This is a genomic window from Streptomyces sp. NPDC111656 (genome assembly GCF_055656965.1).
The window spans coordinates 136,064-159,072 of sequence record NZ_JBVKCA010000013.1 but is presented as its reverse complement, the minus strand read 5'-3'; the positions used below and the strand labels follow the sequence as shown (position 1 = coordinate 159,072).

Sequence of the window (23,009 nt, the reverse complement as noted above, 5' to 3'; positions counted from 1 at the left end):
GAATGTCAACGCGCCCCGGCCGGAACGACCACGTGGTGAGACCGCGCATATGCCTTCTTGACTGCTCCGCGGACCGCACCGAGACTGGCTGGGACGGTCACGATTGTCAGCGCCCGTCGTGCGGGTTTCTCCCGTTCGACGCGGTTATCGGCCCCGGCCCGCTGACAGGCAACCCTTCCACCGCGACGGGGTGCCCCGGGTGACGACCGGGTCCCGCCGGTGCGGTGGGGCAAGCGTGGTCTCGCCTCTCGCGAGCCCCGGACACGGGAGCGATGGGAATGGCCAGGAGGAGCACGAGCGGTCTGACCAGGCGCCTGCACATCGATCTGCAGCGGGTCTCCAGCGCGTACTAGTCCAGGCGGTCCGTCCAGCGCGTACTGGTCCACGCGGTCCGTCCGGTCAGGCACGTCCCACGATCCGGACCGGCCCGTACGTCAGCGCAGTCACTCCGTTCCGCCACCGCCGTCCAACGGGCCGCGGGGGCTTCGACGTTGCCTGGAGAGTCATGCCCAAGACAGTCTCGCTCGCCGCCCCTCGCCCCCACCGCATCCGCAGCCGCATCGGCGTCGGCCTGGCCGGCGGTTTCTACCCGGCGCCGCACCGCTATCAGCTGTACCTCGCCGAGGGCTGTCCGCGCTCGCTGCGCATCTCGGTCACCCTGGAGCTGCTCGGTCTCCACGACTCGGTCGCCACCACGCTGCTGACGCTTCCCGCCGAGACACCCGACGCGTTCGCCGCACTGCGCCGCGCGTACGAGGCCACCTGGCACCACTACGACGGCCCGCTCACCGCGCCCGCGCTGTGCGACCGTTGGAGCGGACGGATCGTGAGCAACCACACGCCGGACATCCTGCGTGACCTCGCCGGGCTGCCGGTCTGCCGGAGCGACGCCCGCCTCCCCCGGCTGAACCCACCGGCCCTCGCCGCGGACATCGACGCCTTGCGCGAACTCCTCGACCGGGACGTCACCCCCGCCGCGCCGCCGCTTGCGCGCACGACGGCACTCCAGTCGCTGGACCGGCAACTCGCCTCGCGCGTCTACGCGTTGGGCGACGAGCTGACGGCCGCGGACGTCGACCTCTGGGTGGCTCTGACCCAACTCGGCCCGACGGAGTCCCTCTCCCCCTACGGTCGACTCCGCGACTACGTACGTCGGCTCGACGCCCACCCGGCCTTCCACGGCAAGGTGCGCTGAGCGCGTACGCCGGGGCCGGTAGGGCCGTAGGGCCCGGGCCCCGGCGCCGCGTCGACTCAGCCGTTGGCGCGGGTGAAGACGAGCGTGCCGGTGACGGTCGTCAGGCCGCGGATCATGCCCATCTGGTTCCAGCCCATGTCGAACTGGTCGCGGTCCACGGTGAACTCCGCGGTGAGCGTGACCGTGTCGGCGCTCGCCCCGGTCACCCGGCCGGTGACGGGCTGCGGCCGGCTGATGCCGCGCACGGTCAGCTGCCCGTTGATCTCCACGGTGTCGTCCTGACCGAGGACGGCGTCGCGGACGGCGAAGGTGATCGTGGGGTGGCGGTCGGCGTCGAAGAGGTCGGCGGAGCGGAGGTGCTTGTCCCGCTTGGCGTTCTTCGTGTCCAGGGACGCGACATCCAGGGTGATGGTGCCGCGGGCGGTCCCGTCGGGCTGGACCTCGCCCTCTCCGGCGACTCCGGTGAAGGTGCCCTTCACGGTGACCATGCCCCACATCGTCTTGTGCTTGATGGCGACGGTGGTACGGGCGGGGTCGAGCTGCCACAGGCCGGTTTCGACGGCGACGGTCATGAGAGTTCTCCAGACGGTTACGGGCAGTGCACAGGGGTGCGCGACGCACGGGGCGCGCGGCACACGGGGACTGTGGGGACAACGCGGTCATCCAAATTTGGATGACTCCACGCTAGCCGGTTCTTCAAATTTGGACAACCGGTAGACTGTGACACTATGGCCGACCCTTCCGCCCCCGCTGACCTGCCCGAACGCGAGCCGTCGGGCGACGGTGAGCTGCTGCCCGCCCCACTGCGGGCCTGGATGCGTCTTCTGGCGGCGGCCGGGGCGATCGAGCAGCAACTGCGCGCCCGCGTCAAGGAAACCCTCGACGTCTCGCACGACGAGTTCCTGGTGCTGTGTCTGCTGGCCGACCAGCCCGGATCCAGCCTGCGGATGACCCAGATCGCGGAACTGCTGGGCCGCCCCAAGACGCGGCTGACCTATCAGGTGGCGTGTCTGCAGCACGCGGGACTGATCACACGGCGCTCGGCGTGCGGTGACCGACGCGGTATCGAGGTGGTCCTCACGGACAAGGCGCGTCGACTGCTGCGCGAGTCCACGGGCCCGCTGGCCGACGCCGTCTCGCAGGCCATCGCACAGACGGCCTGCGCGCAGCGCTACGAGGCCCTGCACGACTTGCTGCCACCCTCGCCGCATCCCGGTGCCGGCTCCGGGCAGGTCGAGGGTGGCGATGCGGCCCCCGAGGGGCCGGTGAAGTAGCCCCTCAGGGGATGGACCGGCGGATCAGAACCCGGGGAAGACGCGTCGCAGGTCGTCCAGGGTGAGGGCGTCGCCCTTGAGGGTCACCTCGGCCGGGGTGTGGGTGGCGGCATGGCGGCCGGTGACGAGCCGCAGCCACCACTCGGCCGGTGCGCTCAGGACGGCGTCGGGCTCGGCCGGCTCGTCGGTGAGCGCGACCGCGTCGACCAGGTCGAGCCCGAACGCGTGCCGGGGAGCGGTGGTGTGGACCGCGAGGCGAACCTGCCGCCCACCGAGGGCCTCGACCTTGCCGAGGAAGCCGATGAGCAGTCCGGCCTGGTCGAGGAGCGGCTCGACCGCGGCGGGCGCCAGAACCGCCGTACGGTCGAAGGCCACCTCCACGTCCCAGGTGTGGTGGGTGAACTCGCCGAGCCGCAGACCCGCCACCGTCGCGACGTCCACGGGCGCGGGCAGGAAGCCGAGGTCGACCCGGAGTTCGGCACGGGCCCGCGGATCGAGAGCCTCGTATGCGCGCACCAGCGCCTCGTTGACGGTCACGAAGTTCTCGGCGCGCTCGACCGGGGACATCGCGTCCCAGCGCGCCCACACCGACTTGTTGAAGTCGCCGTCCCTGGGCCCGGTGCCGTGCAGCGCGCCCTCCAGGGAGGCGAGGCCGATCTCCGCGCCGCTGCCCAGGTGGCTGAGGACCTGGGACACGTCCCACTCCGACGCCCCGGACGGCCGGGTGAGGTCGGCGGTGGCGAGCCCGTGCACCACGGCGGTCAGGTAGTCGTGTCCGCCGCGCAGGGCGTCGATGGTCTGGTCGGCACGGTCGTTCATGTCTCAACTCCGTTGACGTGGAAGCGGTGTGTGTCGGTACGGAGGGTTCAAGGGTTCACACCGCGGTCTGGAAGGACCGCTTGGAGAAGCCCATCATGAAACCCTCGACGGTGGTGCGCACCGCCCGGTCGGCACTCGGGGCGGCGCCCAGCGTGACGAACAGCGGGATGTAGTGGTCAACCGTCGGATGGGCGTACGGCATTCCGGGCGCCCTGGTCCGGAAGGCCGCGAGTGCGTCGATGTCGCCGCGGGCGAGCGCGTCGGCGACCCAGGTGTCGAAGTCCGAGGACCAGCCCGGCACTTCGCCCTTCGTCAGCATCTCGCGGGTGAGGAAGGGCAGCCCGTGCGTCATGAACCCCGAGCCGATCACGAGGACGCCCTCCTCCCGCAACGGGCCGAGCCGGGCGCCGAGTTCGAGGAGCCGGCCGGGGTCGTGGCTGGGCAGGCTGAGCTGGAGCACCGGGATGTCACCCAAGGGGTACATGGCCATCAGCGGCACCCAAGCCCCGTGGTCGAGGCCGCGGGAGGGGTGCTGGTACAGCGACTCGCCGTCCGGCATGGTCCCGGCCACGCGGTGCGCGAGGGCGGTCGCGTCGGGGGTGTCGTACGTCATCGCGTAGTAGCGCGGGTGGAAGCCGCCGAAGTCGTAGACGAGCGGGGTGTGCGCCGCCGGGGCGGACAGGCACAGCGGCGCCGCCTCCCAGTGCGCGGAGACGATCAGGACGCTCTTCGGCTTCGGCAGGGACTGGGCCCACTCGAACAGTTCCCGCAGCCATGGCCCGTCGTCGAACAGCGGGGGCGCGCCATGGCTCAGGTACAGAGCGGGAAGCGGTCCGTCCGCGGGCGTCCACGCGCGCTGGGACCGGGCTCGCGGCAGCGCGTCGATCAGGAACCGGTCGTACGCTCCGGCGGGCACCTCGGGATCATGGAGGGAGTTCATGCCGGTCCTTACGTGGGTGAGGGTGCTCCGGCTTGCGGGGTGAGGCGCATTAACTTGAACATTCAACTTTGACCCTAGGTCATCCCACTTGAGACGTCAACCAAACGGCCGCGGACGGTGACGCCGGAGGTCCGAAGAAGGACGCCGTACGCGATCGGACGTAGTCCGATCTCCGTATGCGGGATCGGACGCCGGTTGGACGCGGTGGCCGACGGGCTTCACTAGGGTCGGCCGGAGTCCACGGTCAGGTGCAGCTCAACGGTGGACCGTCCGGAGTTCGGGCTGCCCGCCGAAGGAGTCCACCGCGTGTCGCACCATCCCTCCGTTCCCTCGCCCCACGACCGGATCACCGGCCCCCACCCCGCCCGGCACACCGCGTTGCTCCTGCTGCACGGGTACACCGACGGCGACGCGCGGGCCGTCGCCTCAGCCCTGGACACCCTGGACGATTCGGCGCTCGACGACACGTACACCTATCTCTGTGCCGTCATGGACGTCACCCTGCGCCTCACTCTGACCGCCCAGCCCGCGGCCCGTGACGTGGGCCGGGCCGCCGAACAGGCGGCCACGGCGGCTCCCCCGCACTACGAGTTCGCCTTCGGGCAGGCGGTCCGGGCCTGGGCGGCGGGCGACACGCAGGCCCTGACCCGCGCCGCCGACGCGGACCTCCCGGGGGCCGTGCATCTACTGGCCGTGATGACCGTGGCCCTGGGTGTCTCCGTGCTCGACCACGACGGCCTGAACGCCCTGCTCAACTGCCTCCCGGAAGACCCGCGTTGATCGCGACCACCGCCTGATCGAAGCTCCTCGGTCAGCGCCACCCGCATCACACGGCCCGTCCGATGACGGCCGTCCGTTCAACAGCGGCCGTCCGCCCGATGACGGCCGTCCGTTCAACGGCGGCCGTCCGATCAACGGTGACCGCCCCCATGGCGCCGCGCCGACTCGTTCTCCTGGGCCATGCGGCGCAGCGCCATCAGCGCGGGTTCGAGCAGGACCGTGAGCAGCAGCGCGCGCTCTGCCAGTTCCAGCGGGTCGTCGATTCCGTCCAGTTGGTCGAGGTCGAGCGCCGCGGTGCCTTCGGCCAGCCGGGCGTACGGCACGAGCGCGCCCCGGTCGAGCGGGACACCCAGGCCGCGCAACGAGCCCAGGGTCTCGGCCAGCGTCGCCCGCGCGGGCGCCGACTTGTGGACGTCCCAGCCCAACTCCTCGACGAGCGCGTCGACTTCGGCCCGTTCAGTGGAGTCCTCCGCGGATTCCTCAGCGGCCCCGATCGAACCGAGGGTGAGACCGAGCAGGCGATGGGTGTCGCCAGTGTGCTCCGCCAGAGCTCCCAGGACCTCCCGGGTGGTGCTGACGGACAGCCCCCGGACGCCGGTCAGCGCGCGGATCAGGCGCAGCCTGCGCAGATGGTTCCCGTCGTACTCGGCCTGGGTCGCCGACAGTTGCCGGCCGGCCGGGAGCAGCCCCTCGCGGAGGTAGTACTTGATCGTCGTGACGGAGACGCCACTGAGGCGGCTCAGCTCGGACATACGCATCGGGTCGGCTCCGCTCTGGTCATTGGATACCTCTACTGTCTAACATGGATAGCGGAGGTATCCAATCAGCGCTCCCCTGGATCTCCGTCCATTGAGCGCTCCCCTGCGCCTCCGCCCGTCGTCCTGCCTCTGTGGAAGAAGGCGCCACCGTGCCCACGCTCCCCTGGACCACCGTCAACGCGCCCGGACCGGACTCCCGCGCGTTCGTCATGGCCTCGCGCTTCGAGGTTCGCTCCTTCCGTGACGTACCGCGCTTCTTCCTGCGGTCCCTGGCCGCGTGGAAGCAGGTGAAGAGCGCGCCCGGCGCGTACGGCGCCACGCTCGTCGCCCAGCCGCTCAAGCGCACCTTCTGGACACTGTCGGCCTGGGAGGACAAGCGAGCCCTCTACACATACGCGAAGACCGAACCGCACCGATCGATCATGACCGGGCTGCGGTCCACGACGAGCGGCTCGGTCTTCACGTTCTGGGAGCTTCCGGCCTCGCAACTCCCCCTCGACTGGACGGACGCCCGGCGACGGCTCGCCGAGCAGGAGCGCGCGGACGCCACCGGCGCGCGCCGACCTTCCGACGCCGGACCCGGCACCACCTGACACTCCCCCGCCCCCCTCCCCCGCACCAACTCTTCATCGCACAAGGAGACATTCCGTCATGACGCTGTCCGAGCGAAGCCCGGCCCTGGACGACCCTTCGGTCGACCCGGCGCGCGAGCGACGAAGGGTGCCCCTGTGGCTCGCGATCGTCGCGTGCAGCGTGCCCATGTTCATGGTCGCACTGGACAACCTCGTCGTCTCCACGGCGCTACGCACCCTGGCCGTGGACCTGGAGGCGTCCACCCAGCAGCTCCAGTGGTTCGTCAACGCCTACGTGCTCAGCTTCGCCTGTCTGCTGATGACGGGTGCCGCCCTGGGCGACCGGTTCGGGCGCCGGCGGGTCTTCGTGATCGGCATCGTCGTCTTCACCCTGGCCTCCGCCGGCTGCGGACTGGCCGACAGCAGCGCGCAGTTGATCGGCTACCGCGCGGTCCAGGGCTTCGGTGCCGCGGCCGTGATGCCGCTGTCGCTGACCCTGCTCTCCCAGGCCGTGCCGGAGCGGCTGCGCGGCCTCGCCCTCGGTCTGTGGTCGGGCATCAGCGGGCTGGCGGTGGCGATGGGCCCGGTGGTCGGCGGCGCGGTGGTCGACGGGCTGGACTGGCGATGGATCTTCTGGATCAACGTGCCGGTGGGCGTCGTGGCCGTACCCCTCATCCTGCTCACCCTGCGCGAGAGCTCGCTTCCGGGCGTCCGCCTCGACCTGGTCGGGATGGTGCTGGCCGCCGCCGGACTGTGCGCCGTGGTGTGGGGCATCGTGCACGGCGACACGGACGGCTGGACGTCGGCGAAGGTGCTGGGGGCGTTCCTGGGGGGCGCGGTGCTGCTCGCCGTCTTCGTGGCCTGGGAGGCGCGGGTTCCCGAGCCGATGCTGCCGCTCTCGTTCTACCGGGTCCGGGCCTTCACCCTGACCAACGTCGTCTCCGCGGCGATGTACTTCGGCGTCTTCGGTTCGCTGTTCCTGCTCGCCCAGTACCTCCAGATCGTGCCGCAGCGCACGCCGTTCGAGGCCGGAGTGCGCACCCTGGCCTGGACCCTGATGCCCATGTTCGTCGCCCCCGTCGCCGGACTGCTCTCCAACCGGGTGGGCGGCGGCAGGCTGATGGCCCTCGGGCTCTTCCTCCAGGGCGTGGGTCTCGGCTGGATCAACGTGGTCGCGGACATCGACACCCCGTACTCCTCCCTCGTCGCCCCGATGATCGTCGCCGGTGTCGGTATGGGCCTCGTGTTCGCCCCGACGGCCGCGGTCGTCCTCGGCTCGGTCAGCAAGGAGCACGCAGGCAAGGCCTCCGGCGCCAACACCACCGTCCGCGAGATCGGCGGCGCCCTCGGTATCGCGGTCCTCAGCTCGGTCTTCGTCGCCCACGGCGGCATGGGCACGCCCCAGCGGTTCATCGACGGTCTGCACCCGGCGGTGTGGGTCGGCGTCGCGGTCGTCCTCGTGGGCGCGGTGTGCGCGCTGGGCATCCCGCGCGGGCCGCGAGGGGAGGGGGCGGGCGCGTGAACGCCGGTCCGCGCGGCGCCGGTCCGCGCGGCGCCGGTCCGCGCGGCGCTGAGCCGGGGGTGCGGTGCCCCCGTGGCGTTGTGTGCGCGGCGCGTCGCTGACCGCCGCGCCGCCGCAGCCTCCATCCTGGCCTGGTGCGGGCGCCCGTACCCGCCCACGCAGGTCCCGCGCCGCACCCACCCACGGAGAGCCATGGCCGCCGACAGCCCGCCCCCCGCCGACGACACCCGCGTCCGGGCAAGCGCCTCCGTGCTTCTGCGCCGGCCGAAGCTGTGGCTGGTGCCGACCGTGCTGTGCGGGCTGCTGGCGTTCCTGCTGTCACTGCTCTACATGGGCGGCATCGTGAACCCGAACGGGGAACTGCACCACCTGCCCATCGGCATCGTCAACGCCGACCAGGGCAGACCGCTGCCCGGGCAGACCACGAACCTCGGCACGCAGGTCACCCGCTCCGTCACCGCCGACACCTCCGGCAAGGCCGACTGGCAACCCCTCACCCGAGCCGAGGCCCAGGACAGACTGGCCTCCGGCAAGATCTACGGCGTGCTGGTCGTCCCCGCCGACTTCACGACCACCACCGCCGCCCTCACCACCGCGAACGCCGGCACCCGGCCCACCCTGACGGTGCTCACCAACCCCGCCATGGGCAGTCTCGGCTCCTCCCTCGCGAGCCGGATCACCCAACAGGCCGCGCAGCAGGCCTCCCTGGCCATCGGCATGCAGCTGATGGATTCCCCCGCCACCGCGGCGGCCGACGCCACCACCCGCCTCGTGCTGGCCGACCCCGTCGCCGTCGCCACCCAGGTCGGCCACCCGATCGGCGACCACAGCGGTCTGGGACTGAGCGCGTTCTACTACACCCTGCTCCTCGTCCTCGCCGGGTTCCTCGGCGGCAACGTCATCAGCAACGGCGTCGACACCGCCCTCGGTTACGCCGACAACGAGATCGGCCCCTGGCACGCCCGCCGTCCCACCGTGCCCATCAGCCGCACCGAGACGCTGCTGCTGAAGATGGTGATGACCGCGGGGATCACCGTCCTGACCACCACCCTGGTCATGATCGCCACCGTCGGGATCCTCGGCATGGACGCCTCGCACCTGCCGCTGCTGTGGATCTACTCCTACTGCGCGTCACTGGCCGTCGGCCTGGGCGTGCAGGCCATCAACGCCGCCTTCGGGGGCATCGGCCAGCTCGTCTCCATGTTCGTGTTCATCGTCCTGGGCCTGCCCTCCTCCGGTTCCACCGTCCCCCTCGAAGCCGTGCCGGGCTTCTACCGTTTCCTGAGCCACTTCGAACCCATGCGCCAACTGAGCGTCGGCGTCCGCGCCATCCTCTTCTTCGACGCCCGCGCCGACGCCGGCCTCACCCGCTCCTGGATCATGATCGCCGTCGGCGCCGCCCTCGCCCTCCTCTTCGGTCTCGCCATGACCCGCTACTACGACCGCAAGGGCCTGCACCGCCTCACCCCCCAACCCCCCTCCGGCTGATCGCCCGGAAGACGTGCCGTGGACGACCTCCAGTCCGGGCGAGGGGCCGGCCCAGGCACTGCTGGACGCCGAAGCCGAAGGCGTCCGATTCGCGGGGGCTGCATCGCTCTGTCGTCCGCGGAAGCCGCGGGGACGGGATCAGTCGCGGCAGATCTCACCCCGCTGTCGGCGCGGGCAGGGTGTGATCGGTGCCAGCCACAGCGCGACGACGGCATCGGTCAGGCCGAGTGCGGTGTCGTGCCAACTGGACCGTGGTGTGGGGGTGTTGTCGGCGAGGGCGCGCTCGCGCTCGGCGCACATGTGCACCATCAGCTCCCGCGCCATGTCACTGCGCTCGGCGTGCACCTCGACCGGCAGGTCGGCAAGGCACCGGTGCAGCCGTTCGAGGACCATCCGCATCGACGGGGAGCTGAGGGTCTCGTCGATCACGATCCGGCGCAGCGCCGGGTCGGTCATCACCTGCGCGGTGAAGCGGGCGTACCAGGAGGGCCGGCCGAGCTCGGCCAGGTGTTCGGTGAGGGGGCGCACCAGGCAGGCCACCCAGTCCCGGATGTCGGCGCTCTCCTCGTCGATCTCGGCGAGCAGCCGCAGGCGCACCTGCTCGATCCGTACGAAGTGCTTGCGCACGATCGCCCGCACCAGGTCGGCCTTGGTGCCGAAGTGATAGCCGACCGCGGCGTTGTTGCCCTGCCCCGCGGCCTCGCTGACCTGGCGGTTGGAGACCGCGTACACCCCTTGCTCGGCGTACAGTCGCTCCGCCGCGGTCAGGATCGACTCCCGTGTCGCACTGACCTGTTCGGCCCGTACGGTTCTGGCCGCCATGGCCGGTCACCACCTCACCGGGACTTCGCGCAGCCCTCCGACGACCAGTCCCTCGAGCCGTCGCAGTTCCTCGACCGGAACGGCCAGGTCGAGCGAGGGAAGCCTACGCAGCAGTACGTCGAGGACGGCCCCCAACTCGGTTCGGGCGAGCGCCTGTCCCAGGCAGGAGTGCGGGCCGACGCCGAACGCCAGATGGGTGTTCGACCTGGTGGGCGCGGCCGGGCTGTCGGCCGCGCTGCTCTGCCTGCTGCTGGCGATCTCCAAGGGGGCCGACTGGGGCTGGGCGAGCGCCACGACCCTCACCCTGTTCACGGTGGCCGTCGCCGTACTGCTGGTGTGGGGCCGCTGGGAACTGCGCGCGGGACAACCGCTGGTGGACCTGCGGACCACCGCGCGGCGTCAGGTGCTGTTCACCAATCTCGCCTCCGCCGTGTTCGGCTTCTCGATGTTCGCGATGGCCCTGGTGCTGCCGCAGCTCCTGCAACTGCCGAAGGCCACCGGCTACGGCCTCGGGCAGTCGATGATGGTCGTCGGCCTGGTCATGGCGCCCAACGGCCTGGTGATGATGGCCACGGCGCCGCTGTCCGCGCGGATCTCCAGGACCAAGGGGCCCAAGGTCACGCTGATGCTCGGCGCCCTCGTGGTCGCCGCCGGCTACGGCCTCAGTGTCACGATGATGTCCGCCATCTGGCAGCTCGTCCTCGTCTCCAGCATCATCGGGGCCGGCGTCGGGCTCGCCTACGGCGCGATGCCCTCGCTCGTCATGGGGGCCGTCCCCGTCTCCGAGACCGCCGCGGCCAACAGCCTCAACACACTCATGCGGTCCATCGGCACGTCGGTCTCCAGCGCGGTCGCGGGTGTCACCCTGGCCCAGCTGACCACCACGTTCGGCTCCGTGGCCCTGCCCTCGGAGAACGCCTTCCGGGTGGTCATGGCCATCGGTTCCGGCGCCGCCCTGGTGGCCTTCGGCTTCGCCGCCTGCCTGCCCCGCCGAAGCCCGCTCGCCGGCACCCCGTCGACGCCGGTGACCGGGGAGCCGTCCACGCCCGCGGACCCTTCCGAGGGCACGTCCGAGGGCACGTCCGCAGGGACTCCGGCGAGTACGACCGTGGAGACGAGGCCGTAGGCCGCAGGCGGACGGGGCCCGCGTGGCGACGCGCGGGCCCTCCTGCGGGCCGTGCTCAGAACGACGGTTCGCCGTGGACGATCTCCTTGGCATCGGCGTCCGTCGCCCATGCCCACCCCCGTATCGCCTCGTGCCAGCTGGTGCCCATGGCAATGGCCTGCCGCCAGGGACGCATGGCCTTCGGCGGCATCCCGACCGCGAGGGCCCCGGCCAACCGGTCACCGGTGCGGTAGATGGCGAGGAACCGACGCTCGCTCATCTCGCCCTCCACCACGACGATCTCGTCGTGCCCGCGCAGATGACCGAACGCCTGCACCTTCATGTCGTACTGGTCCGACCAGAAGTAGGGCATCGGGGCGAAGGGCCTGCGGGCCTCGGGGTGGAGCAGGTTGTAGGCGGCGGTGACGCCCTGCTCAGCCGCATTGGTCCGGTGCTCGATCCGCATCGACGTACCGAACAGCGGGTTGTACCAGCGGGCGACGTCCCCCGCCCCGTACACCCCGGGTCCGGCCGCGCAGAACTCGTCGCACACCAGGCCGTCGGCCACCTTGAGGCCGCCGCCCTCGAGCCACCCGGTGTTCGGCACACATCCGATCGTCACCAACACCTCGTCGGCGTCCACGAGTTCACCGCCCGCGAGCCGCACACCGTCCTCCGTCACGTCGGTGACGGTCACACCGGTCCGCAGATCGACGCCGTGCTCCAGGTGGGCCGCCGAGAACACCCGCCCGACCTCCTCGCCCACCGCGTGCGCCAGCGGAACCGGGGCCGGTTCGAGGAGTGTGACCTCCGTGCCCATGCCGCGCGCCACGGCGGCGGCCTCCGCGCCGAGGAACCCGGCACCGACGATCACGAGTCGCCGCCCGTGCCCCAGCCGTTCCCGCAGGGCGAGCGCGTCGTCCACCGTGCGCAGTACGCGCGCACCCTCGCCGGGGAGCCTGCGCGGGCGTGCCCCGGTGGCCACGATCAGACCGTCGTACGACAGTCGCGTGCCGTCGGCCAGCAGGACCGTGCGAGCGGCCGCGTCCAGAGCCGTCGCGGCGACCCCCAGCCGCAGATCGAGGCCGAGCCCGTCCAACTCCGCCTGCGTGCGCAGCGCCAGCCGCTCGGGCTCCCACCGCGCGCCGAGGACCTGCTTCGACAGCGGCGGCCGGTCGTACGGCGCGTGCGGCTCCTCACCGACCAGGGTGAGCGAGCCGTCGTATCCCTCCCCTCGCAGGGTCTCCACCGCCGCGAGTCCGGCGGCCGAGGCGCCGACGACCAGAATCCGCCTCGCCCGTCCAACAGCCGGATCACCACGCCCTTGTGTGTCGGCCATGTCACTCCTCGGTCGTGAGGTCCGACCTCAACCGGGGGCCGGAACAAGGTGGTCGAAGACCCGGTTGTGGACCTGGTTGGGCCCAGGCAACCGAACCGGGCTGACGCCCTCCGGCCTTTTCCCTGACTTCAAGCTGACGTGATCGAGGTCACACGGTCGAGGTTCCTCACAGGGTGGCGCGGCCCAACCAGTAGCCGAAGCCCCGGCGGGTGTGGATGAGGGCCGGTTCCTCCTGGTTCACCTTGCGTCGAAGGCGGGACACGAGCTTCTCGATCGCGTTCTCGGCACGGACCTCACCCCAGACGTGCCGGCTGATCTGGTTCTTCGAGAACACCTGTTCCGCGTTGACCAGCAGGTGCCGCAACAGCCGGTACTCGGCGGGGGTCAGATCGAGCACCCGCTGTCCGCGCCGCGCCTGACAGGCCGCGTCGTCGAGAACCAGGTCGCCGTAGCGCGGCGAGCCGTCCCCGCGCCCCGCGCTCCTGCCACGCAGCAGTACCTGCGCCCGGGCCAGCACCTCGGCGATCCGGAAAGGCTTGGTGACATAGTCCACCTCGCCCAGGCCCAGATCGGGGATGAGACTGCCCAGGGAGTCGCACTCGGTCAGGAACAGCACGGGCGGTCGCCCGGTGGGCGCGAGCCGGTGTCTGCGGGGGATGCCGCCCAGGTCGGTCATCATGGCGTCGAGGACCACCAGGTCGAAGCGGTGCTCGGCGAGCTGGGCTGTCAACTCGGCGGCGCCGGCCACGACTTTGACGCGATAGCCCGCCAATTCCAGTGTGGTCGAGAGCAGTTCGGTGACGTCGGGGCCGTCGGCGACTACGAGGACATGCTGACCCTGCCCACGCACCGGCGACCGCCGCTCACTCACGTATCCGTACATGGAAAGACCATTCGTGTAGGGCCGGACTTCACACGGGAGCGGCACCGAGCGACGAGAGGGGTGCGGTCGGAGGTCTCCGCCGGGTTCGCCGGGCGGCGGGGGCGGTACGTCGGACGCGTGCGGGTGAGGGGAGCGGTGCACTCACGGGGACTCCTCCGCGGGTCTCCGAAGGGACGTCCGCCACCGTGGAGTGCTCCGGCGCTTCTGAGCGGGCTCCAGGGGCGGCACTTCTGCGTGGTCGGGCCGGGGGTGGTGCGGGCTGCCGCGGGCGGGGGTCGTTGGCGGTTCGGCGGGGTGCGTGGATCGCTGTTGAACGGTGCGGCGGGCTGTGCGGGGTGTCGCTGAGCGGGCTGGCTGTGCGTGACGCCGAGCGGTCGAACCGGGCGGGGTGTGCGGGGGGCGGTCGTCGGGGGGCTGCCCGGCGGTCGTCGGGGGCGGGGTGTCGTGCGGCTGGGCCGTTGGTCGCGTCGGTGCGGTGCGGTGCGGTCGAGCGAACGGGCTGGGGTCGCGCCGGTGCGGTGCGGTCGAGCGGTCGGGCTGGGGTCGCGCTGGGGAACGGCCGGCCCGGGGGTGTCCCTGGGCGCTGCCCTTCCGTTCGTTCGGCCAGACCCGTCGTACCCCCTCCCCACCTCCGGCCCGGTGGCCGTCGGCCCGGCCGAGCCGAGCGGGCCCTCGGATCAGGCCGGGCGGGCAGCCCCGGCCGGCTCCCGGGAGGTCTCCTCGTCCTCGATGGCGTAGGAGAGGAAGTCGTCCACCATCCGGTGGAACAGGGTGGCGAGCTGCTGCAACTCCTGCGGCGACCAGTCCGCCAGAGCCATCTGCATACCCCGCGTGCTCGCCTCGCGGATGCGGTGGACCGCCTCCTCGCCTGCCGGAGTGATCTGAATGCGCTGCGCACGGCGGTCGTCGGGGTCCGGAACCCGGGTCACGAGACCGGCCTTCTGCAGCTGCTGCACCTGCCGGGTGATGTGGGACGCCTCCACGGCCAGCCGGGCCGCCAGCTCGCCGGGGCGCATCGGCTCGGAGTCGGCGATCTGCCGCAGCAGCGCCGTCGCGGCACGGTCCAGCGCCACTCCGGCCAGCGCCATCAGCCGATCGTGCTGGCGGATCCCTCTGGCCAGGTAGGTGATGCGACTCAGTGCGCGCTCGATCTCCAACGTGGCGGTCGAGACGGGAACGTCTGCGGGCGGCGGTGTGGGCATGGGTCCAGTCTAGCGCCTGATTGCCTGAGTCAAGTAACTTAGCAAACCATTTGCTTGACTCAAGTACTTCACATATGCTTGCCTGACTCAAGTAAGCCGGTAGTGAGAGCCGGTGGCCGACACACAGACCGAGGCCCCCTCCAGCGGAGGCGGCCTCGCCGCGCCGAACCCGTGGGGACGGGGAACGGCGCAGTCCCGGGCCCGGCGGCCGGTTCACTCCCCCGTCCACCGCCGGGCCCGAGGGCACCGAACCGCACCGCCTCTCCCCTGTCCGGCCAGGTCGACGTCCACCGCGCACAGACCGAAGGAGCACGGCATGAGCAGCACCGGCCCCGAAGGGCGCGGCGCCGTCCTGCCCGTCGACCACGGCTGGTCCGCCGTCTGACGACGGCCCCCTGATCCGATCGGGTCGCGAACCGCGCGCACCGGTCACGACCCGTCCGAGCCGGCAGCAAGCAGCCCGCAGCAAGCAACTGTCGCAGCGTCTTCAGAAAGCGAATCCCTCCATGGCCACCATGAAGTCCGTACAGACCGGCCCCGTCAACGCCATCGACACAGTCGAGGTCGAGCGCCCGGTACCCGGTCCCAAGGACGTCCTCATGCGCATCCGCGCCTGTGGCATCTGTGGGACCGACACCTTCTTTCTGCACATCGGCGGCGCGCCCTTCGGCCCCGACGGCTCCATGGTCTCCATCCCTCTCGGTCACGAGCCCGCGGGTGAGATCGTCGAGGTCGGCGCCGAAGTCGAGGACCTGAAGGTGGGCGACCGTGTGGTGGTCAATCCCCAGGCCGCCCCCTCCGGCATCATCGGCTGTGGCGGCAGGTTCGGCGCCCTCGCCGAGTACCTCCTCATCGAGAACGCCGAGATCGGCAGGAGCGTCGCCGTCTTCCCCGGGACCGTTCCCTTCGACGTCGCGGCCCTCAACGAGCCCATGGCCGTCGCCCGCCACTGCGTCAACCGGTCCGGGGCCGAGCCGGCCGACAAGGTCGTGATCTTCGGTGCCGGGCCGATCGGTCTCGGCGCGGCGATCTGGCTGAAGCTGCGGGGGGTCCAGCACGTCACGGTCGCCGACGTCATCCCCGAGCGCCTGGAGACCGCACTCGCCGTGGGTGCCGACGCCGTCATCAACTCCGCCGAGGAGAAAGTGACCGAGCGGCTGACCGAACTGCACGGCCAGGCCGCGAACGCGCTCGGGCAGCCCCGTCCCGCCACCGACATCTACATCGACGCGGCCGGTGTCGCCGCCGTCATCAACACCACGGTCGAGTCGGCGAAGTGGGGAGCCAAGCTGGTCATGGTGGCCGTGCAGAAGAAGTCCGACGCGGTCGATCTCGGCGGGATGCTCCGCAGTGAGCTGACGCTCATCGCCTCGCAGGGCTATCCCACCGAGATCTTCGAGGTCACCCCCGAGCTCGTCGAGCACCACGAGCGCTTCGCCAAGCTCATCAGCCACCGCGTCCCCTTCGGTGACGCCAAGCACGCGTTCGAGCTCGCGCTGACGCCGGGTGCGGCGGAGAAGGTCGTCGTGACCTTCGACGACGAGCGGTAGTCCCGGGAAGCTTGTCGGGTGGGACGAACTACTTCCGGCTCCTTCCTATCGACGCGGGACCCAGCAGGAGGTTGGGGTCGGTGGACGTGGTGTAGGCGGCGCTGAGCACGTAGAGCGTGCCGTGACGCAGCGCGACGGAGGTCGGGTTCTGCAGGCCGTCGGCGGCGGTGAGTACGGTCGACGAGGTGCCGTCGCGGCGGATGCGTACGACCGTGTTGGGGCCGTTGAGCGCGGCCAGGATCTCGTCGCCGCGGCCGGTGAAGGCGAAGTCGTCGATGCCGGCCAGATCCGTCGCCCGGATCCGGACGGGGCCGGGCCCGCCGTTCGGGCCGAACGGGATGCGCAGCACGGTGCCCCGGTCGAGGTTGGTCGCCCACAGCGCGTTGCCGTGGATCTTCAGACCGTTGACGCCGAGGAAGCCGGTCGCGGAGAGTTCGGGGGCGGCGGACCAGGTGGCCGGTTCGCTGCCGGTCGAGCCCTTCGTGGGGACGGTGTAGATCTTCCCCAGTACGGAGTCGGCGACGTAGAGCCTGCCACGGTGTTCGTCCAGCACCAGTCCGTTGGGCAGGCCGTCCGCGGGGAGGGCGGCGATGCGTTGCGGGGTGCCGCCCGGGCGCAGCCGCCACAGGCCGGTCAGGTCCGAAGTGCCGGTGGCGTAGAGGAAGTACAGCGTGCCGTCGTGGGCCCGGGCGATGCCGGTGGTCAGGGCGAAGCCGAGGACCGGGGTGTGCACTCCGCCGTCGGCCGGGGCCGGCAGGGTGGCCAGGATGCGGGTCGTGCCCGCCGTGCTGACGGCGGCCACCTGCCGGGCGGCAGCGAAGGTGACGTCGGCCGTGCCGTCGGGCTCCAGCGCGATGTTCTCGGGCATCTGCCCCCGTGTCAGGTCGAAGTGCGCGGCAATACGGGGCTTCGCGAGCGGCCCGGTGCAGGCCGCCGCGGGGGACGCGGTGAGGGCGGTCACGGCGGTCATTCCGGCGGCCGTGAGCGTGTAGGCGAGTGCGGTCAGTTTCCGTGCGGTCAGTTTCTTTCTCATGCTTCTTTCGCTGTTTCCTTCGTGATGGTTCTCGGGCGCACGGCGGACGGGCCGACCGCCGCCGTGCTGTGGGTGAGGAGGGTCATGGCGGCCCGGGACGGCGAGTCGGCCTCGGTGGTCGCGACGACGACGTACTGCCCCTGTTCGGTGTGCAGCGTCTGCTGGGTGACGTCCATGGCGCCGACCAGCGGATGCCGCATCGCGTAGACCGCGACATCGCTGGTCTTGACCCGGTGGTCGGCCCACATCGCCGCGAACTCGGCGCTGTTGAGGGTCAGTTCACCGACGAGCGAGGCGAGTGCCGGGTCGTCGGGGTACTGCCCGGACGCCAGGCGCAACGTGCCCACGACGGCTCTGGCCTTGGCCGGCCAGTCCGCGTACAGATCGCGGGTGTGGGCGTCGAGGAACACCAGCCGGGCCATGTTGGGACGGTCACCCGGCCGGTCCGGGCCGTCCGGGTCGAGGTGTCCGGCGTACAGCGCGTGCCCGGCGCGGTTCCACGCCAGTACGTCGCTGTACCGGCCCGTGACCACCACGGGCACATCCGGGAGCACGCCCAGGAGTTGAGCGACCGCGGGTGAGACCCGTTCCGGCGCCGGGCGGCGCGTCCGGGGCCGGCGCCGGGCAGCGGCGGACAGCTCCCGCAGGTGCCGTCGTTCGGCCTCGCTCAGCCTCAGTGCCTGGGCGATCGCGTCCAGAACGTCCGGGGAGGCCTGGGACTGCCCCTGCTCCAGCCGCGCGTAGTACGACTCGCTCACCCCGGCGAGCCGGGCCAGTTCCTCGCGCCGCAGCCCCGGCACACGACGGCGTTCGCCGTACGTCACCACACCGAGGTCCTCGGGCCGCAGCTGCGAGCGGCGCGCCCGCAGGAACTCACCCAGCTGTCGTTTTCCGTCCATGCGCCGAGTATTGGGCTCGCCCGCGAGGGCCAACCACACCCTGATCGGGATACCCGAGGGCTCAGCGCTCCGTGAAGGTCACCTCGGCCGTGGCGTGCGTGGGATCCCGGTGGGTGGCGACGGACAGGTCGGCGCGGTCCTCGCGGGGCGTCCCGCGAGCCAACAGGTGTTCGCCGGCGAAGACGGGGCTGCGCAGCCGGTAGGACAGGGAAAGGACCTGTCGGGAGGGGGCGTCGCGGCGGACCAGTTCCAGCATCAGGAGGGCCAGGAGCGGGCCGTGCACGACGAGCCCGGGATAGCCCTCGCCGTCCCGGGCGTACGGAGTGTCGTAGTGGATGCGGTGGGCGTTCGCGGTGAGTGCGCTGAACCGGAACAGCAGGGGCGGGTCCGGGTGCAGGGGAAGGTGCCAGTGGCCGTCCGGCCGGGCAGTCGCCGAGGGGTCGAGCGCCGCCCGGGTGTGGGGGGTCGTGGTACGGCCGGAACGGTAGACGATGTCCTGTTCCTCGACGAGACAGGTACGGCCGCGCTGGCGGAGCTCGTGGCGCTGGGTCACGAAGAGGAGTTCGCCGCTCCTGCCCCGCTTAGTGGTCACGGCCCCCAGGCTACTGACGCGCTCGGCGCGCTCGCCGAGGCGCAGCGGCTCGTCGACCGTGCACCGCCCGCCGGCGACCATCCGCTGCCGGTCGGGGACCGGCGGGAGGAAGTGCCCGTGCCGGGGGTGGCCGTCGGCTCCGAGGTCCCGCTGAGCCGGCCAGCTCAGGAAGTAGAGCCAGTGCCACAGCGGCGGCAGGGGGTCGCCGGTGGTGGCGACGGGTGCGGGCTCGTCCAGGAGGGCCGACAGCGCGGCGACTGGGGCGGCGTGCAAGTCGTCCACGTCGGTCACCGCCTCGGGGGCCCACGACTCCACGTAGGACCGGAGCGGGCCTGGGGTGCGCTGCATTCCTCCATCATGTGCGCTGTTGACTTCTCCCCCTCCTGAAGGAGGGGGATTCTTACGGCTCGCGCCGTGAGGGTTTCTGCTTCGTCGCCGAACGCCTGTCCGGAATACTCCGTTGAGGTCTTACAGCAGCTCCACAGACTGTCACCGCCAGCCCGGCGGCCAAAAGGTTGTGCGCCGCGTTCACGTCGCGGTCGTGGGTGATGCCGCAGTCGCACGTCCAGGTGCGCACGTTCAGCGGCATCTTCTCTTGCAGGGTGCCGCAGGCGGAGCACAGCTTGGAGGAGGAGAACCACCGGTCCACCGCGATCACCTCGCGCCCGTACCACTGGGCTTTGTACTCCAGCATGCTCCGGAACTCGCTCCATGCCGCGTCGCTGATGGCGCGGGCGAGCCGGTGGTTTTTGACCATGTTGCGCACGGTCAGGTCCTCGATCACGATCGTTTGGTTTTCACGAACGAGCCGAGTGGTGATCTTGTGCAGCGTGTCGCGGCGCCGGTCAGCGATCCGCGCGTGGATCTTCGCAACCTTCAGCCGGGCCCTGGCCCGGTTCGCCGAGCCTTTCTCCTTCTTTGCAAGACGGCGCTGTGCCTTGGCCAGAGCGGCACGGTCACGGCGCTCGTGCCGGGGGTTGGTGATCTTCTCCCCGGTCGAGAGGGTCAGAAGATGCTCCAGCCCGGCGTCGATAGCAACCGCATTCGCGTTCGCGGACAACGGCTTGACGCCGAGGTCGTCGCACAGCAGGGAGACGAACCAGCGGCCCGCCGCGTCCTGCGAGACGGTCACGGTGGAAGGGCTCGTACCCTCGGGGAGCGGGCGCGACCACACGACGGCCAGCGGCTCGGTCGTCTTCGCCAGTGTCAGCGCTCCGTCACGGAAGCGGAAGGCGCTGGTGGTGTACTCGGCCGACTTCCTGGACTTCTTCCGCGACTTGAAACGCGGGTACTTGGCCCGTTTGCCGAAGAAATGGGTGAACGCCGTCTGCAGGTGCCGCAGCGCCTGCTGGAGAGGGACCGAGGACACCTCGTTGAGGTAGGCCAGTTCCTCGGTCTTCTTCCACGCCGTCAGCATCGCCGACGTCTGGTGGTAGTTGACCCGCTCCTGCCGCGTCCACGCCTCGGTGCGGGCGGCGAGCGCCATGTTGTAAACCTTCCGCACGCACCCGAACGTGCGCGACAGCTCGGCTGCCTGCGCATCCGTCGGATAGAAGCGGTACCGATACGCCCGCTTCACGTGAGTGGTCACAGCTCACAAACTATCGCATCGACTTGTCACTATCTGCCGGGTAGTTGACCGCGAACGACGATCCGCCCTGGCGGCGAACCGTCTTTCCCTGCTTCGCAGGAGTCCGTTTCCTCTCCGCCCTGAAGGGCGGAGTATCCACGGAGGGATCAGATGAACGAAGTTGGACAATAGAAGGTTCTGATGCCTCTATACCCCGGCGGTACGAGAGCCCGCTCGGCCCTGGCGGCCCTCCCGGCCCGCTCGCCTCACTCCCCCTCGGTCGCCGCGCCCTGCGCGTGCAGCTGCGCGGCGGGCCAGCTGCCCTCGTGGACGGCCGTGCGGACCTGGCGGGTCAGCTCGCGGGCGACGACCTCGACGGCCGGTGGGGTACGCCCCGTCCTCGGCATCCCGAGGACGATCGAGCGCCACACGTCCGGCTCGCTCAGCGGCGCGGCGCTCAGGGTGCCCCCGGCGACGTCCTCGGCGATGCCCACACCCGGCAGGATCGTCCAGCCGTGGCCGGCCAGGACGAGCCGCTTCTGTACGCGCATGGAGTTGGTCTGCACGGCCACGTCCAGCTTCGCTTCGGCACGGGCGGCGGCCGCGTCGATCAGGCTGCGCAGCGCGTGACCGGCCGTGGGCATCACCAGCGGGTGGGCGGCGACCCGCGCGAAAGGAACGGGCCGGTCGGGGCGCAGACCGGCGTCGGGCGGCGCGACGGCCCACAGGTGCTCACGGACGAGGGGATGGGCGTTCAGCGACGGGGTGCTCGCCAGGTTGTAGAGCAGGCTCAGGTCCAGGTCGCCGTCGTCGAGCCACCGCTGGAGATGGCCGGAGTACGCGGTCATCAGGCGCAGTTCGATGCCGGGCCGGTCGCGGGCGAGGGCGGACACCAGCGGCTCCGCCAGCAGGTCGCTCGCGCTCTCCAGGAGACCCACGGTCACGATGCCGGTGACCGCCCCCGGGGTCGGCCGGATCTCGGCGCGGGCCCGCTCCAGTTCGTTCAGGGCGCGGCGGGCGCGTTCGACCATGAGGGTGCCGGGCTCGGTGGGGCGCATGCCCTGGCGGGTGCGCTCGAACAGGGCGACGCCGAGTTCCTCCTCCAGCGTGCGGATCTGCCGGGTGACCGCGGGCTGGACCAGGTGCAGCAGTTCCGCCGCGCGCGTGACGCTGCCGACCTCGGCGACGGTCACGAGCGCCTTGAGCTGCTTCACGTCCACCGCTGCCTCCCGTGTATCCGTGTCACGCTCGCGCGTTCGCGTCTTCGGCGGCGCCCGCATCCGCATCCGCATCGGCATCGGCATCGGCATCGGCATCGGCATCGGCACCCGTATCCGCATCCGATATGGAGCCATCAGGGCTTGCTATTTCACCGAGGCCTCCATGAGCGACCATGATGGCATCACGGCCGCGTCGCCGCGGTCTCCCGGCCAGCCTCTGGAGGTCGCCCCATGACCGAGCTCTCCGAAGCGCTTCCGCTCTCCGGCATCACCGTCGTCAGCGTCGAGCAGGCGGTGGCAGCGCCCTACGCGACCCGTCAGCTGGCCGACCTCGGCGCCCGGGTGATCAAGGTGGAACGGCCGGGAGGGGGCGACTTCGCCCGTCGCTACGACACCACCGTGCACGGCGAGTCCAGCTACTTCGTATGGCTCAACCGCTCCAAGGAGTCCCTGACCCTGGACCTGAAGTCGGCCCGGGGCCGGGAGGTCCTGGAGCGACTGCTCGCCGGTGCCGACGTCTTCGTACAGAACCTGGCGCCGGGCGCGGCCACCCGGCTCGGGCTGGACGCCCCGGCGTTGCGGGAGCGGTACCCGTCTTTGATCCCGTGCACCATCTCCGGATACGGGACCAGCGGGCCCTGGGCCGACCGGAAGGCGTACGACCTGCTCGTGCAGTGCCAGACCGGGCTGGTCTCCCTGACGGGGAACGAGCACGGGTCCGCCCGGACCGGGGTGTCGATCGCCGACATCGCGGCCGGGATGTACGCCTACTCGGGCGTCCTCACCGCCCTGTTCACGCGCGCCACCACGGGAGTCGCCCGCGCGGTGGAGGTCTCGCTGTTCGAGGCGCTGGCGGAGTGGATGGGGCAGCCGGCGTACTACACGCGCCACGGCGGCACCCAGCCGCCACGGCTCGGCACCCAGCACGCCACCATCGCCCCGTACGGCGCCTACTCCGCGGCCGACGGCAAGGACGTGCTCTTCTCGATCCAGAACGAGCGCGAATGGGCCGCGCTGTGCGAGCGGTTCCTGGGGCGCCCGGACCTCGTCGACGACCCGCGTTTCGCCACCGGCTCGGACCGTGTGTCCCACCGGGAGGAACTGAACGCGATCCTGGCCGCGCGGTTCCGCGCGCTGGACAGTCAGGAGGCGATGAAGCTGCTGGACGCGGCGGCGATCGCCAACTCCGGTGTGAACACGGTCGAGGAGTTCCTCACCCACCCCGTGCTCGAGGAGCGCCACCGCTGGCAGGACGTCCGACTGCCCGGGGGCGCGGGGCCCGTGCCCGCGCTGCTGCCGCCCGTCGACCTGGCCGGGGTCACTCCCCGTATGGACGCCGTTCCCGCCGTCGGCGAGCACACCGACTCGATCCTGGCCGCGCTGGGACACAGCGCGGCCGACATCGCCGCCCTCCGGGCCGACGGCGTCGTCTGAGTCCCCGGCCCG

Annotated in this window: 23 protein-coding genes, 2 pseudogenes and 1 riboswitch; of the genes and pseudogenes, 11 read left to right on the top strand and 14 right to left on the bottom strand. The window is 71.1% G+C overall.

The genetic code is table 11. The features are described from left to right. Positions 1-95 precede the first annotated feature (95 nt). A riboswitch (SAM riboswitch) is annotated at positions 96-242 on the top strand. 30 nt (positions 243-272) lie between these two features. Both ACZ7M3_RS32905 and ACZ7M3_RS32900 read left to right on the top strand, forming a co-directional pair. Then, entirely contained in the window at positions 273-353 is an 81-nt protein-coding gene (locus ACZ7M3_RS32905) for a putative leader peptide (protein ID WP_351696613.1), read from the top strand. Positions 354-505: 152 nt separating this feature from the next. Next, complete coding sequence (locus ACZ7M3_RS32900; RefSeq protein ID WP_472068008.1) at positions 506-1,195, top strand: glutathione S-transferase C-terminal domain-containing protein; 690 nt, start codon at positions 506-508, stop codon at positions 1,193-1,195. 56 nt (positions 1,196-1,251) lie between these two features. Here the strand turns inward: ACZ7M3_RS32900 and ACZ7M3_RS32895 are convergent, their stop codons facing one another. Beyond that, the gene (locus ACZ7M3_RS32895; protein WP_351299322.1) at positions 1,252-1,767 is read right to left on the bottom strand and encodes a YceI family protein; all 516 of its coding nucleotides are present in this window, start codon (positions 1,765-1,767) and stop codon (positions 1,252-1,254) included. 156 nt (positions 1,768-1,923) lie between these two features. On the opposite strand from ACZ7M3_RS32895, the gene ACZ7M3_RS32890 reads away from it, so the two are divergent. Further along, positions 1,924-2,469, top strand: coding sequence for a MarR family winged helix-turn-helix transcriptional regulator (locus ACZ7M3_RS32890; RefSeq protein ID WP_472068006.1), 546 nt, complete (start codon positions 1,924-1,926; stop codon positions 2,467-2,469). Between the two features lie 24 nt (positions 2,470-2,493). Here the strand turns inward: ACZ7M3_RS32890 and ACZ7M3_RS32885 are convergent, their stop codons facing one another. Together ACZ7M3_RS32885 and ACZ7M3_RS32880 are read right to left on the bottom strand one after the other, a co-directional pair. After that, entirely contained in the window at positions 2,494-3,288 is a 795-nt protein-coding gene (locus ACZ7M3_RS32885) for a maleylpyruvate isomerase family mycothiol-dependent enzyme (protein WP_472068004.1), read from the bottom strand. Positions 3,289-3,343: 55 nt separating this feature from the next. Next, positions 3,344-4,228: a dioxygenase family protein gene (locus ACZ7M3_RS32880; protein WP_472068002.1), complete on the bottom strand. Its 885-nt coding sequence runs from the start codon at positions 4,226-4,228 to the stop codon at positions 3,344-3,346. Positions 4,229-4,534: 306 nt separating this feature from the next. On the opposite strand from ACZ7M3_RS32880, the gene ACZ7M3_RS32875 reads away from it, so the two are divergent. Then, positions 4,535-5,008 carry a hypothetical protein gene (locus ACZ7M3_RS32875; protein WP_388116124.1) on the top strand — a complete coding sequence of 158 codons (474 nt, stop codon included), beginning with the start codon at positions 4,535-4,537 and terminating at the stop codon, positions 5,006-5,008. A 131-nt stretch (positions 5,009-5,139) separates the two neighbouring features. On the opposite strand, the gene ACZ7M3_RS32870 is transcribed toward ACZ7M3_RS32875, so the two are convergent. Continuing rightward, positions 5,140-5,766: a MerR family transcriptional regulator gene (locus ACZ7M3_RS32870; protein ID WP_472068000.1), complete on the bottom strand. Its 627-nt coding sequence runs from the start codon at positions 5,764-5,766 to the stop codon at positions 5,140-5,142. Positions 5,767-5,915: 149 nt separating this feature from the next. Between ACZ7M3_RS32870 and ACZ7M3_RS32865 the strand changes: the two genes are divergently transcribed. The 3 genes from ACZ7M3_RS32865 to ACZ7M3_RS32855 all read left to right on the top strand — a co-directional run bounded on the left by ACZ7M3_RS32865 (position 5,916) and on the right by ACZ7M3_RS32855 (position 9,348). After that, a complete protein-coding gene (locus tag ACZ7M3_RS32865) occupies positions 5,916-6,359 on the top strand; it encodes a DUF3291 domain-containing protein (RefSeq protein ID WP_472067998.1) in 444 nt (147 codons plus the stop codon). Positions 6,360-6,417: 58 nt separating this feature from the next. Then, a complete protein-coding gene (locus ACZ7M3_RS32860) occupies positions 6,418-7,860 on the top strand; it encodes an MFS transporter (protein WP_472067996.1) in 1,443 nt (480 codons plus the stop codon). A 192-nt stretch (positions 7,861-8,052) separates the two neighbouring features. Then, positions 8,053-9,348 carry a YhgE/Pip domain-containing protein gene (locus ACZ7M3_RS32855; protein ID WP_472067994.1) on the top strand — a complete coding sequence of 432 codons (1,296 nt, stop codon included), beginning with the start codon at positions 8,053-8,055 and terminating at the stop codon, positions 9,346-9,348. 138 nt (positions 9,349-9,486) lie between these two features. Here ACZ7M3_RS32855 and ACZ7M3_RS32850 read toward each other — a convergent pair whose 3' ends face one another. Both ACZ7M3_RS32850 and ACZ7M3_RS32845 read right to left on the bottom strand, forming a co-directional pair. Then, positions 9,487-10,170, bottom strand: a complete 684-nt coding sequence (locus ACZ7M3_RS32850; RefSeq protein ID WP_472067992.1) for a TetR/AcrR family transcriptional regulator — start codon at positions 10,168-10,170, stop codon at positions 9,487-9,489. 6 nt (positions 10,171-10,176) lie between these two features. Further along, positions 10,177-10,371 (bottom strand): annotated as a pseudogene (locus ACZ7M3_RS32845) (cytochrome P450); the annotation flags it as partial. On the opposite strand from ACZ7M3_RS32845, the pseudogene ACZ7M3_RS32840 reads away from it, so the two are divergent. Then, positions 10,370-11,296, top strand: a pseudogene (locus tag ACZ7M3_RS32840) (MFS transporter); the annotation flags it as partial. The pseudogenes ACZ7M3_RS32845 and ACZ7M3_RS32840 overlap by 2 nt on opposite strands. Before the next feature lie 55 nt (positions 11,297-11,351). On the opposite strand, the gene ACZ7M3_RS32835 reads toward ACZ7M3_RS32840, so the two are convergent. The 3 genes from ACZ7M3_RS32835 to ACZ7M3_RS32825 all read right to left on the bottom strand — a co-directional run bounded on the left by ACZ7M3_RS32835 (position 11,352) and on the right by ACZ7M3_RS32825 (position 14,699). Then, on the bottom strand, positions 11,352-12,614 hold the full coding sequence (locus ACZ7M3_RS32835; protein WP_472067990.1) for an NAD(P)/FAD-dependent oxidoreductase: 1,263 nt from the start codon (positions 12,612-12,614) through the stop codon (positions 11,352-11,354). A 166-nt stretch (positions 12,615-12,780) separates the two neighbouring features. After that, positions 12,781-13,497 (bottom strand): response regulator transcription factor, encoded by a 717-nt coding sequence (locus tag ACZ7M3_RS32830; RefSeq protein WP_472067988.1) that lies wholly within the window; start codon positions 13,495-13,497, stop codon positions 12,781-12,783. Positions 13,498-14,174: 677 nt separating this feature from the next. Beyond that, the gene (locus ACZ7M3_RS32825) at positions 14,175-14,699 is read right to left on the bottom strand and encodes a MarR family winged helix-turn-helix transcriptional regulator (RefSeq protein ID WP_452971741.1); all 525 of its coding nucleotides are present in this window, start codon (positions 14,697-14,699) and stop codon (positions 14,175-14,177) included. 506 nt (positions 14,700-15,205) lie between these two features. On the opposite strand from ACZ7M3_RS32825, the gene ACZ7M3_RS32820 reads away from it, so the two are divergent. Next, positions 15,206-16,249, top strand: a complete 1,044-nt coding sequence (locus ACZ7M3_RS32820) for a zinc-dependent alcohol dehydrogenase (RefSeq protein ID WP_472067986.1) — start codon at positions 15,206-15,208, stop codon at positions 16,247-16,249. A gap of 28 nt (positions 16,250-16,277) precedes the next feature. Here the strand turns inward: ACZ7M3_RS32820 and ACZ7M3_RS32815 are convergent, their stop codons facing one another. The 5 genes from ACZ7M3_RS32815 to ACZ7M3_RS32795 form a co-directional block, all read right to left on the bottom strand. After that, positions 16,278-17,282, bottom strand: coding sequence for an SMP-30/gluconolactonase/LRE family protein (locus tag ACZ7M3_RS32815; protein WP_472067984.1), 1,005 nt, complete (start codon positions 17,280-17,282; stop codon positions 16,278-16,280). Further along, positions 17,279-18,181, bottom strand: a complete 903-nt coding sequence (locus ACZ7M3_RS32810) for a helix-turn-helix domain-containing protein (RefSeq protein ID WP_472067982.1) — start codon at positions 18,179-18,181, stop codon at positions 17,279-17,281. Before ACZ7M3_RS32810 ends, ACZ7M3_RS32815 begins: the two co-directional genes overlap by 4 nt. 61 nt (positions 18,182-18,242) lie before the next feature. Continuing rightward, positions 18,243-19,121 (bottom strand): HTD2 family dehydratase, encoded by an 879-nt coding sequence (locus tag ACZ7M3_RS32805; RefSeq protein ID WP_472067980.1) that lies wholly within the window; start codon positions 19,119-19,121, stop codon positions 18,243-18,245. 52 nt (positions 19,122-19,173) lie between these two features. Then, positions 19,174-20,364: an RNA-guided endonuclease InsQ/TnpB family protein gene (locus ACZ7M3_RS32800; protein WP_472067978.1), complete on the bottom strand. Its 1,191-nt coding sequence runs from the start codon at positions 20,362-20,364 to the stop codon at positions 19,174-19,176. A 245-nt stretch (positions 20,365-20,609) separates the two neighbouring features. Beyond that, positions 20,610-21,563, bottom strand: a complete 954-nt coding sequence (locus ACZ7M3_RS32795) for a LysR family transcriptional regulator (RefSeq protein ID WP_472067976.1) — start codon at positions 21,561-21,563, stop codon at positions 20,610-20,612. 19 nt (positions 21,564-21,582) lie between these two features. Between ACZ7M3_RS32795 and ACZ7M3_RS32790 the strand changes: the two genes are divergently transcribed. Further along, positions 21,583-21,798, top strand: a complete 216-nt coding sequence (locus ACZ7M3_RS32790; RefSeq protein WP_472067974.1) for a hypothetical protein — start codon at positions 21,583-21,585, stop codon at positions 21,796-21,798. After that, positions 21,795-22,997, top strand: a complete 1,203-nt coding sequence (locus tag ACZ7M3_RS32785; protein ID WP_472067972.1) for a CaiB/BaiF CoA transferase family protein — start codon at positions 21,795-21,797, stop codon at positions 22,995-22,997. Before ACZ7M3_RS32790 ends, ACZ7M3_RS32785 begins: the two co-directional genes overlap by 4 nt. The last annotated feature ends 12 nt before the right edge of the window (positions 22,998-23,009 follow it).

What these genes read in the sequence shown, in the direction of transcription:
- ACZ7M3_RS32905 (WP_351696613.1), top strand. Translation starts at nt 273, where the DNA reads ATGGGAATGGCCAGGAGGAGCACGAGCGGTCTGACCAGGCGCCTGCAC.
- ACZ7M3_RS32900 (WP_472068008.1), top strand. Translation starts at nt 506, where the DNA reads ATGCCCAAGACAGTCTCGCTCGCCGCCCCTCGCCCCCACCGCATCCGC.
- ACZ7M3_RS32895 (WP_351299322.1), bottom strand. Translation starts at nt 1,767, where the DNA reads ATGACCGTCGCCGTCGAAACCGGCCTGTGGCAGCTCGACCCCGCCCGT.
- ACZ7M3_RS32890 (WP_472068006.1), top strand. Translation starts at nt 1,924, where the DNA reads ATGGCCGACCCTTCCGCCCCCGCTGACCTGCCCGAACGCGAGCCGTCG.
- ACZ7M3_RS32885 (WP_472068004.1), bottom strand. Translation starts at nt 3,288, where the DNA reads ATGAACGACCGTGCCGACCAGACCATCGACGCCCTGCGCGGCGGACAC.
- ACZ7M3_RS32880 (WP_472068002.1), bottom strand. Translation starts at nt 4,228, where the DNA reads ATGAACTCCCTCCATGATCCCGAGGTGCCCGCCGGAGCGTACGACCGG.
- ACZ7M3_RS32870 (WP_472068000.1), bottom strand. Translation starts at nt 5,766, where the DNA reads ATGCGTATGTCCGAGCTGAGCCGCCTCAGTGGCGTCTCCGTCACGACG.
- ACZ7M3_RS32860 (WP_472067996.1), top strand. Translation starts at nt 6,418, where the DNA reads ATGACGCTGTCCGAGCGAAGCCCGGCCCTGGACGACCCTTCGGTCGAC.
- ACZ7M3_RS32855 (WP_472067994.1), top strand. Translation starts at nt 8,053, where the DNA reads ATGGCCGCCGACAGCCCGCCCCCCGCCGACGACACCCGCGTCCGGGCA.
- ACZ7M3_RS32850 (WP_472067992.1), bottom strand. Translation starts at nt 10,170, where the DNA reads ATGGCGGCCAGAACCGTACGGGCCGAACAGGTCAGTGCGACACGGGAG.
- ACZ7M3_RS32835 (WP_472067990.1), bottom strand. Translation starts at nt 12,614, where the DNA reads ATGGCCGACACACAAGGGCGTGGTGATCCGGCTGTTGGACGGGCGAGG.
- ACZ7M3_RS32830 (WP_472067988.1), bottom strand. Translation starts at nt 13,497, where the DNA reads ATGTACGGATACGTGAGTGAGCGGCGGTCGCCGGTGCGTGGGCAGGGT.
- ACZ7M3_RS32825 (WP_452971741.1), bottom strand. Translation starts at nt 14,699, where the DNA reads ATGCCCACACCGCCGCCCGCAGACGTTCCCGTCTCGACCGCCACGTTG.
- ACZ7M3_RS32820 (WP_472067986.1), top strand. Translation starts at nt 15,206, where the DNA reads ATGGCCACCATGAAGTCCGTACAGACCGGCCCCGTCAACGCCATCGAC.
- ACZ7M3_RS32815 (WP_472067984.1), bottom strand. Translation starts at nt 17,282, where the DNA reads ATGAGAAAGAAACTGACCGCACGGAAACTGACCGCACTCGCCTACACG.
- ACZ7M3_RS32810 (WP_472067982.1), bottom strand. Translation starts at nt 18,181, where the DNA reads ATGGACGGAAAACGACAGCTGGGTGAGTTCCTGCGGGCGCGCCGCTCG.
- ACZ7M3_RS32805 (WP_472067980.1), bottom strand. Translation starts at nt 19,121, where the DNA reads ATGCAGCGCACCCCAGGCCCGCTCCGGTCCTACGTGGAGTCGTGGGCC.
- ACZ7M3_RS32785 (WP_472067972.1), top strand. Translation starts at nt 21,795, where the DNA reads ATGACCGAGCTCTCCGAAGCGCTTCCGCTCTCCGGCATCACCGTCGTC.